Source organism: Bacteroidota bacterium (genome assembly GCA_018698135.1).
Taxonomy (GTDB): domain Bacteria; phylum Bacteroidota; class Bacteroidia; order CAILMK01; family JAAYUY01; genus JABINZ01.
In genome coordinates this window covers 1-7756 of the sequence record JABINZ010000132.1, presented here as the reverse complement: position 1 = coordinate 7756, position 7756 = coordinate 1, and the positions used below count along the sequence as shown (strand labels likewise).

Below are 7756 nucleotides of genomic sequence, written 5' to 3'. Positions count from 1 at the left end.
GACATAATATCGTCAAAAGCTGTAAAAATATCGTTGAGCTCGTTAATAAGCTCTTTAGGCTCTAATTGAGAAGACATGTTTGTAAACCCAACAACATCTGAGAAATAAACAGTCACATCATCAAAGCTTTCAGGTTCACTTTTACCATTTTTCTTTAAGTCGTTAACAACTTTTATCGGTAAAGTATTTAACAGTAATTCTTCTGATTTTGCCTTTTCGGCTGCAATAATTCTATTATCTTTTTTCTTTTGTTGTAAGCTTTTCAAGATCACCCCTACCAAGCCCATAATCATAATCAAACCCATAATAAAAAATGCAATAACCAATCGCTGTCTTTTATTTTCGGCTTCTTTCTTCTCAATCTCCGATTCCTGAATTTTTATCTGTGCTTCTTTTTTTTCAGTTTCATAAATAGTTTGCAATCTGGAAATAATCTCAATTTTATCCTCATTTAAAATGGAATCCTGGAATTTTGAATAAGATTCAAAATATTTCAAAGCAGCTTGATAATCTCCCATTTCTTTGCTAATAAGGGATAAATCCTGGTAATTATTTTTAGAATTATCAAGTAAGCCCAATTCCAAACTCAACTCAAGACTTTCGTTATAATAGCTAATAGCTAATGGATATTTTTTTTGATTTAAGTAGGTTTGAGCAAGAGCTGTTAAATTATGTGATATTTCTCTTTTATTACCTTTCCTCCTGTTAATTTCAAGCGATTTTTCATAATGAGCAATTGCTTCATCATATTTTTTCCATTTGGCATAAACAATTCCTATAACATGCAGTGATATGGCGATACCATTCTCATCTTCCATATCCGTTCGAATATTTAGCGCTTTGTTGTAATATTTAACAGCTTCTTCATAATTATTGTTCAATGAAAAAGCGTTTCCAATGTTGCTTAAAGAATTAGACACTCCAGCTAAGTATCCTATACTTTCATGGATTTCTTTTGCTTTTTTATAATATTCAATGGCTTTGTCATAGTTTTCAAAATTCTCATAAATCAAACCATAGGTATTTAGTGTGACCGCAATGCCATGTTGGTAATCAATTTGTTCAAATAGTTTCAAAGCTTTCTGAATATACTCAAGTGCTTTATCTGTGTTTTTTTGATTTAAATAGATATTTCCAATATTTGAGCACACATTTCCTGTTCCTAAAATATCACCTAATTCTTCTTTAATAATTAATGCCTCTTCATAATAATCAATTGCCTTAACATATTGTCCTCTGTTATAATATATTAGCCCAATATTATTAAGCGATTTGGCAATTCCTAATTTGTCTCCTGTATTTCTTCGAATATTCAAGGCTTGAAAGTGATAATCAAGAGCCTTATCGTAGTCTTGTTCTTTATCATGTGACAATCCTAGTAAATTTAAGGCATTTGCTTCTTCTTTTTTATTTTTAGCTTTCTTAGCTACCTCAATAGCTTTTTTTGCATGTGTACGTGCTTCTTGCTCATTATTCGTATGAGAAAAGACAATAGCCAAAATATTGAGTGCTTTTGCTTCTCCAACTAAGTCCTTATGATCCTGAGCCAATTTGATAGCTTCCTTTGACTCAAGAATACATTCTTCAAAATCATTGTTAAAAAAATACTCCCAGGAAAGTTCGATCATGCACGATATCTTAGCTTTTCCGTGCAAATCCTTTGAAAGGGAACTAAGACTGTCAATTTTAGATTGTGCTTGAAGGGAAAAATTAAGGAATATTAGTAAACTTAAACTCAATAAAAGCTTAGATATAAACTTCATGTTGATTACAGATTAAAACAGTAAATAAGGAATAATCCTTCAAAAATAAAGATTTAATTCAGACTATCTGTTTGAATCTTAACAGAAATAATGGTAAAGTTGAAATAATTAATCTTTGATAAGATTAAGTTCTAAATAATGCTTGTGACCGGGCTTCACAATAACAATACTATTGGCATATAAATAAGTTTGATTGTTATCTATATAATAATAACTATCATAATAATAGGTTCCTGGAGCTGTTGCGCCAAAATTCGCTACGCCATTAATACTAGTACGTAATTCATTAATATAGATGCCTAAATCTAGATTCTTTTGAGAGCTTGCAAGTGCTACTGCAGCATTCGAAACTGTTTCGCCTTCATAATATATAGTTACTTGTAATCGACCTAATTCGTTTGGATCTGTCGTTTCGCATGATGAAAAACTAATGATAGTAATAATCAGGCTGAGAAATATAGTTATACGTAGCATTATGGTCTTAATTGGTTTTTTTAGATTGTTTTGAAAACGCCAAAAATATTTAAAAAAAATGATTCACAAAGAAAAATTAATAAACATTATTAAACGCTGATAATCAGCAATTTAATAAAAGAAGCAAATCTAATAATATGATTGGCATCCACTATTAAAGTAGAAATCAATTTTTTATTGTGTAGATAAACGAAAAATTATCAACAATCTCAAAAAAAGTAAACTGGGGGTTTACTTATCTCTTTGAAATGTGCTTACTTATTAATGCAAATAATAAGTCATTTTTGATCGGTTTAGGAATATAATCATCGCAACCTGCTTGTATAGATTTCAATTTATCATGCTCACGAGCATATGCGGTTATAGCAATGATGGGAATGTTTTTGGTGATTTGCTTTATCCTTTCGGTGGCATTGTAACCATCTAAAATGGGCAACTTAATATCCATGAGGACCAAGTCAATTCTTTTTGCTCTACAAATATCTACAGCTTGTTTGCCATCTTTTGCCCAAATTATTTTTGCATTATTTTTAACTAATAGTGTTTTCAGTAAATTAAAATTTGATTCAACATCTTCAACCACTAAAATAGTTTTCCCAGTTAAATCTAAGTTTTCGATTACTTTATCGCCAATTTCAATAAATTGCTCTTTTGGTTCAACAGGTTTATAAGGTAATGTAAAATAGAATGTTGAGCCTTTTCCAACCTCTGATTCAACCCAAATCTCCCCTCCCATTAAATCAACTAATTTTTTAGTGATAGTCAGGCCTAATCCTGTTCCACCATATTTCTTAGACACGGTATCATCTGCCTGTTTAAAACGATCAAATATTAATTCTCTTTTTTCTTCAGAAATACCAATACCCGTATCTTTAACATAAAACTGCAAAAACAAATCTTCTCCAGTTAATGTATCGTTAGTCTTAAGTGCATAGCCAACCTCTATATAACCATTCATGGTAAATTTCTGCGAATTCCCTATCAGATTGGTTAAAATTTGTCGAAAGCGCGTAGGATCGGTTAATATTGCAAATGATTCTTCCTTGCTGGCAGTATTTATTTTTAGTTCAACTGTTTCTTTTCCTATTCGTTTTAAATTATCTTTTGAGGCAATAATTACTTCATTAATAATTTTGTTGACATGACAATCGGCTGCTGCATCAACATTAAATTCGCCTGCTTCCATTTTTGCAATATCAATGATATCATCAATTAATCGCAACAATATATCTCCATTACTTGTAACCAGTTGAATAAATTCAGCCTTTTCTTCTGCCGTAAAATCTGGGTCTGATAATAAATCCGCAAAACCAATAATGGCATTCATTGGCGTTCGTATTTCATGTGACATGCTGGCCAGAAAAGCAGTTTTCATTCTATCCGACTCTTCCGCTTGTTCTTTGGCTACTTTAAGTTGTTTTTGGTATATATTTCGTTCTGAAATGTCTTTTGAAAGCTTCAAAATATTATAACCAAGATTGGATATCTCTTTACTCAAATGCCATAATAAGTTAACTGTTTTTTCAATTCGAGCAGGACTTAATATTTGTGTTTTTGCGATAGCTCTTTTAAACTCCTCATGATCCACTCCTATTTGAGTTGCAAAGTTTTTCACTTTATCTTCATCTTCAATAACATTACTGATGGTGCCAATCAACCAATTGCCAAGTTGCCGACCTCCCACAATAATTGGAGCACTATGATCTGAAAAGCTACAAGCAACACACTTATTCTTTTTATTACTTCCTTTTATGGCCAGTAACTCGTTATCTGAGAAAATACACAATTTTTTCCCTTTCTCTTGTTTCCGAATTATTTTGCAGACTTCTGTAAAATTACTTCCGCGTGTTAATTGTTTCCCTTCATTATTAACAATTACTGATGAAACCTGATTTGCAAAAGCAAAATCATCTTGTAATTGCTGTAATGAATCTAAATCAACAATATCAGTTAACTCAAAAGAGTCGAAATCAACTTCTTTGTCCGGATTGTTTTCAATGCGCAGTTTTAACTTCTTCTCACTTTCCTGAATAATCTTTGCCCGAGTTTGCTCAAACATGAGTTTAAGCCTTTCTTCATGTTCTCTGGATGTTTCTGCCTCAAAGGATTTATCTGTTATATCTGAGAAAATAATGATAATTCCATCGTTTGTTCCATCCTCTGATTTAATTAATGAAGCGCGCAAATAGAGCAAGAAATGTTCATTCTTCGCTGACTGTAATTCAAAATGATCATAGGACTCATCCTGAATTTTTGTCATTAACATTTTATTAATGATATCTTCTTCTCTGCGGGTATAGATATTAACTAATTTAAAAATTGATGTAATCGGTTTTCCAACCGCATTTGATTGCGTGTAGCCGCAGAGATTACTTGCGTAGGCATTTATACTGGTAATAGTTCCTGAATAATCAGTTGTAATAATACCTTCAGGAATATTCTGAAGTGTTAATGTGAGATTTGAATTGGCCTCCTTAAGTTCTTTTTCATTTACCTTATAGGTACTTACATCTTTTATTTGATGAAGCAACTTCTCTATATCGTTGTTCTCATTAAATAGAGGTATGGTAATAATTTCTAAATGAGACTTTGTGAATTCGGAAAATATTGTGGACGAAATTGCTTTTTGCGTTTTTACAACTTCCTTGTGCTGGCATATAAAGCACTGCTTGTCATGATCTTGAAATAATTCTGTACAGTTCCTTCCAAATACTTCTCCCTGATTCTTCTTTAATATCTCAGCTCCTTTCCTGTTAATCTTCTCAACGCTAAAGTTTAAGTCAGTCAGTATAAATATTTCATCTAAAAAATCAAACATCTGGCTCCACTTAACTTCGGCATCTGATTCCAAAGGAGTATGAAGTTCGATTATTTTACCTTCTAATATCTTGATTCTTTTCTCAAGATCCTGATATGTAGGTGTATTATCCAATTCTACCTATTTAATAATGTATTAATTATATATTATATATTTCGAGTATATAAGAAAGGTTCCTTATTTAATATACAATATTACAACTTTCAGGGAGCGATTGCAAGAATTATGCATTTCCAATAGCTAAGAACCATTAAAATGAAAAAATAAATTTTATCATATTTAGGGGAAATCAATAAAAAAAATTGGTTATTTAATTAACATTAATAACAACAGCATTTCTTCTCTCGGTATATATTCATTACTGAATACAAAAGCGCATCTATAATATCTGGTTTCAATTAGTTTTGATCGCAAGAATGTTGTTCACACTATCAACAAATTGAATTGATAAACAGAATAAACAATTCAAAATGTCATAAACTAGATGCTGGAATGAAAATTGAACTAAATCACAAATAAAAAAAATTAGCCTTTATGACAATTTTATAACTTTGGCGAAAAATAAAAAAGCTCACAACATGCGATTTAAGCTATATTCAATGATTCTAATAGTTACTGTTCTTTTTATATTAAGCAGTATGACACTCTATTCTCAATCTTACGAAATCAAGGTAAAATTTAAAACATATAAAAATAATCCAGTTTATCTCGGATTTCATTACGGAAACAATAAATATATCCGAGATACAGCTGAAGTAAACAATAAAGGTATAGTTGTGTTTTCAGGAGAAGAAGCACTCCCAGGAGGAATATACCTGATTATTGTTCCTAACAAAAACTACTTCGAACTGATATTAAACGAAAATAAAATATATGTAGAGACTGACACTGGAGATTTTGTCAAAAACATGCGTGTCATCGAATCAAAGGAAAACGAAGTATTCTATGAATACCTTCATTTTATGCAAGATATCCACTTTGAGAGAACAAGCATCCAGCAAGAATATAATGACCTTGAGGCTTCAGATTCGCTTGGAAAACAAAAAATTAAAGATGAATTAATTCGTATAGATGAAAAAGTTTTTCAGCGTAGAAAACAAATAATTAATGAAAATCCTAACCTCTTCTTCTCAACTGTTGTACAAGCAATGCAAGAACCGCTTCCCCGTGACAAAATGACTAGCGAAACTGATTCTGTTTATCGCAATTACCTATATGGATTCTATCAGGAGCACTTTTTTGACAATATTGATTTAAGTAATCAAAACATAATTAGGACCCCAATTTATGAAGCAAAAATTGATCGTTTTGTTGAGAAACTAACCATCAGGCATCCCGATTCAATCAAATTTGCCGCTCAGCGAATTATTGATAAATCCATGGCAAATGAAGAAGTATTTAAATATACCCTAATAAAACTGTTTAATAAATATGCCAGATCACAATATATGGGCATGGATGCTGTAGTTGTACATTTGGCGGAAAGATATTACTTAAGCGGTAAGGCAAGCTGGGCAGACTCAACACAAATTGCCAAAATATATGAAAGAGTAGTTAATTTGAGCTCCAATTTAATTGGAATGAAGGCTCCTGAATTAATTATGCAGGATACTTCTAAGCAATACCGATCGTTGCATTCGTTGAAATCAAAATACACTGTTCTTCTTTTTTGGGATGTAAGTTGTAGCCATTGTAAGCAAATAATGCCAGAATTAAAGGAATTCATTAATCGAACTCCCTCCGATTCAGTACAAGTTTTTGCTGTTTATCTTGGGAAGGATATTAAAGAATGGAAGAAGTTTTTAATTGAAAGCAAACTACCCTTTATTCATGTTTCCGATCCACAGCAATTCAGTAATTTCAGAACATTGTATGATGTATACAGCACTCCAGTAATTTACCTAATTGATGAAGATAAAACTATTCAAGCCAAACGCATAGCAGTTGATAAGATAGAACCAATTATTAATACACTTGAGAAGAGATTCGATTTGGTTAAAACACCAATTGATGAAATTGAGAAAGTTCAGGAATAATTAGACTGTCTTTTTATTTTTCAGGATACAATATTTCATATTCATTATTATCATAAAGTATTGTGACCATTTTTATTGAAACTCGATTCTTTGATGATTTTTTACCTAAAACATCCATTTTTTCCATATTAGTTTCTGAGGCATCTTTTTTAGACTCTAAATTTTCATTCTCAATAAGTTGAGAGCGATCTTTTTCAATTTCTAATGGCTGAGATTTCGATATTTCCTTGCTTGCAGGCTGTTTATAGGAAAATAAATCATTTGTAGGCTCTTTATTCGTCTCTAAATCCTCTTCAGGATGTACTGAATGATCATCATTTCTATACATCTGTCCCTCACCAGATAATAACCAATCTGGATTAATTTGTGGGTAGTGGGTCAAAATGCCCTGAATAATTTCTAAGCTAGGATTATTTCTTCCAGTAAGAATGTGAGACAATCGAGATCTGTTAATACCTATCTGATCGGCTAGCTTACTTGGGTTCAAATTATTGCTTTCCAGCAATTCCTTGATTCGATTTGTTAACTTTTCCATTATTCCGAAGTGTTTAGAATTGTAATTTTACAATATTACATTACATGATCAAATATAATCAACTTTTGTTAAATTGCAAAACAAATGTAATATTATAATAATAAAATAACTTAAGCAAATTGCATCGATT

The 7756-nt window shown here is 31.3% G+C and carries 5 protein-coding genes; 1 reads left to right on the top strand and 4 read right to left on the bottom strand.

All coding sequences use genetic code 11. From position 1 onward, the window contains the following. The 3 genes from HOG71_08675 to HOG71_08665 all read right to left on the bottom strand — a co-directional run. On the bottom strand, window positions 1–1628 hold a 1628-nt coding region (locus tag HOG71_08675; GenBank protein MBT5990917.1), incomplete at its 3' end, for a tetratricopeptide repeat protein. Window positions 1629–1871: 243 nt separating this feature from the next. Continuing rightward, window positions 1872–2237, bottom strand: coding sequence for a hypothetical protein (locus tag HOG71_08670; GenBank protein MBT5990916.1), 366 nt, complete (start codon window positions 2235–2237; stop codon window positions 1872–1874). Window positions 2238–2472: 235 nt separating this feature from the next. Further along, window positions 2473–5169, bottom strand: a complete 2697-nt coding sequence (locus HOG71_08665) for a response regulator (protein ID MBT5990915.1) — start codon at window positions 5167–5169, stop codon at window positions 2473–2475. Window positions 5170–5633: 464 nt separating this feature from the next. Here HOG71_08665 and HOG71_08660 point away from each other — a divergent pair, with 464 nt between their 5' ends. Continuing rightward, entirely contained in the window at window positions 5634–7091 is a 1458-nt protein-coding gene (locus tag HOG71_08660; GenBank protein ID MBT5990914.1) for a redoxin domain-containing protein, read from the top strand. Window positions 7092–7104: 13 nt separating this feature from the next. On the opposite strand, the gene HOG71_08655 is transcribed toward HOG71_08660, so the two are convergent. After that, a complete protein-coding gene (locus HOG71_08655) occupies window positions 7105–7626 on the bottom strand; it encodes a helix-turn-helix transcriptional regulator (protein ID MBT5990913.1) in 522 nt (173 codons plus the stop codon). Window positions 7627–7756 lie beyond the last annotated feature (130 nt).

Bases quoted from the DNA above. Each gene is read 5' to 3' on its own strand.
- HOG71_08660 (MBT5990914.1), top strand. From the start codon at position 5,634: ATGCGATTTAAGCTATATTCAATGATTCTAATAGTTACTGTTCTTTTT.
- HOG71_08670 (MBT5990916.1), bottom strand. From the start codon at position 2,237: ATGCTACGTATAACTATATTTCTCAGCCTGATTATTACTATCATTAGT.
- HOG71_08655 (MBT5990913.1), bottom strand. From the start codon at position 7,626: ATGGAAAAGTTAACAAATCGAATCAAGGAATTGCTGGAAAGCAATAAT.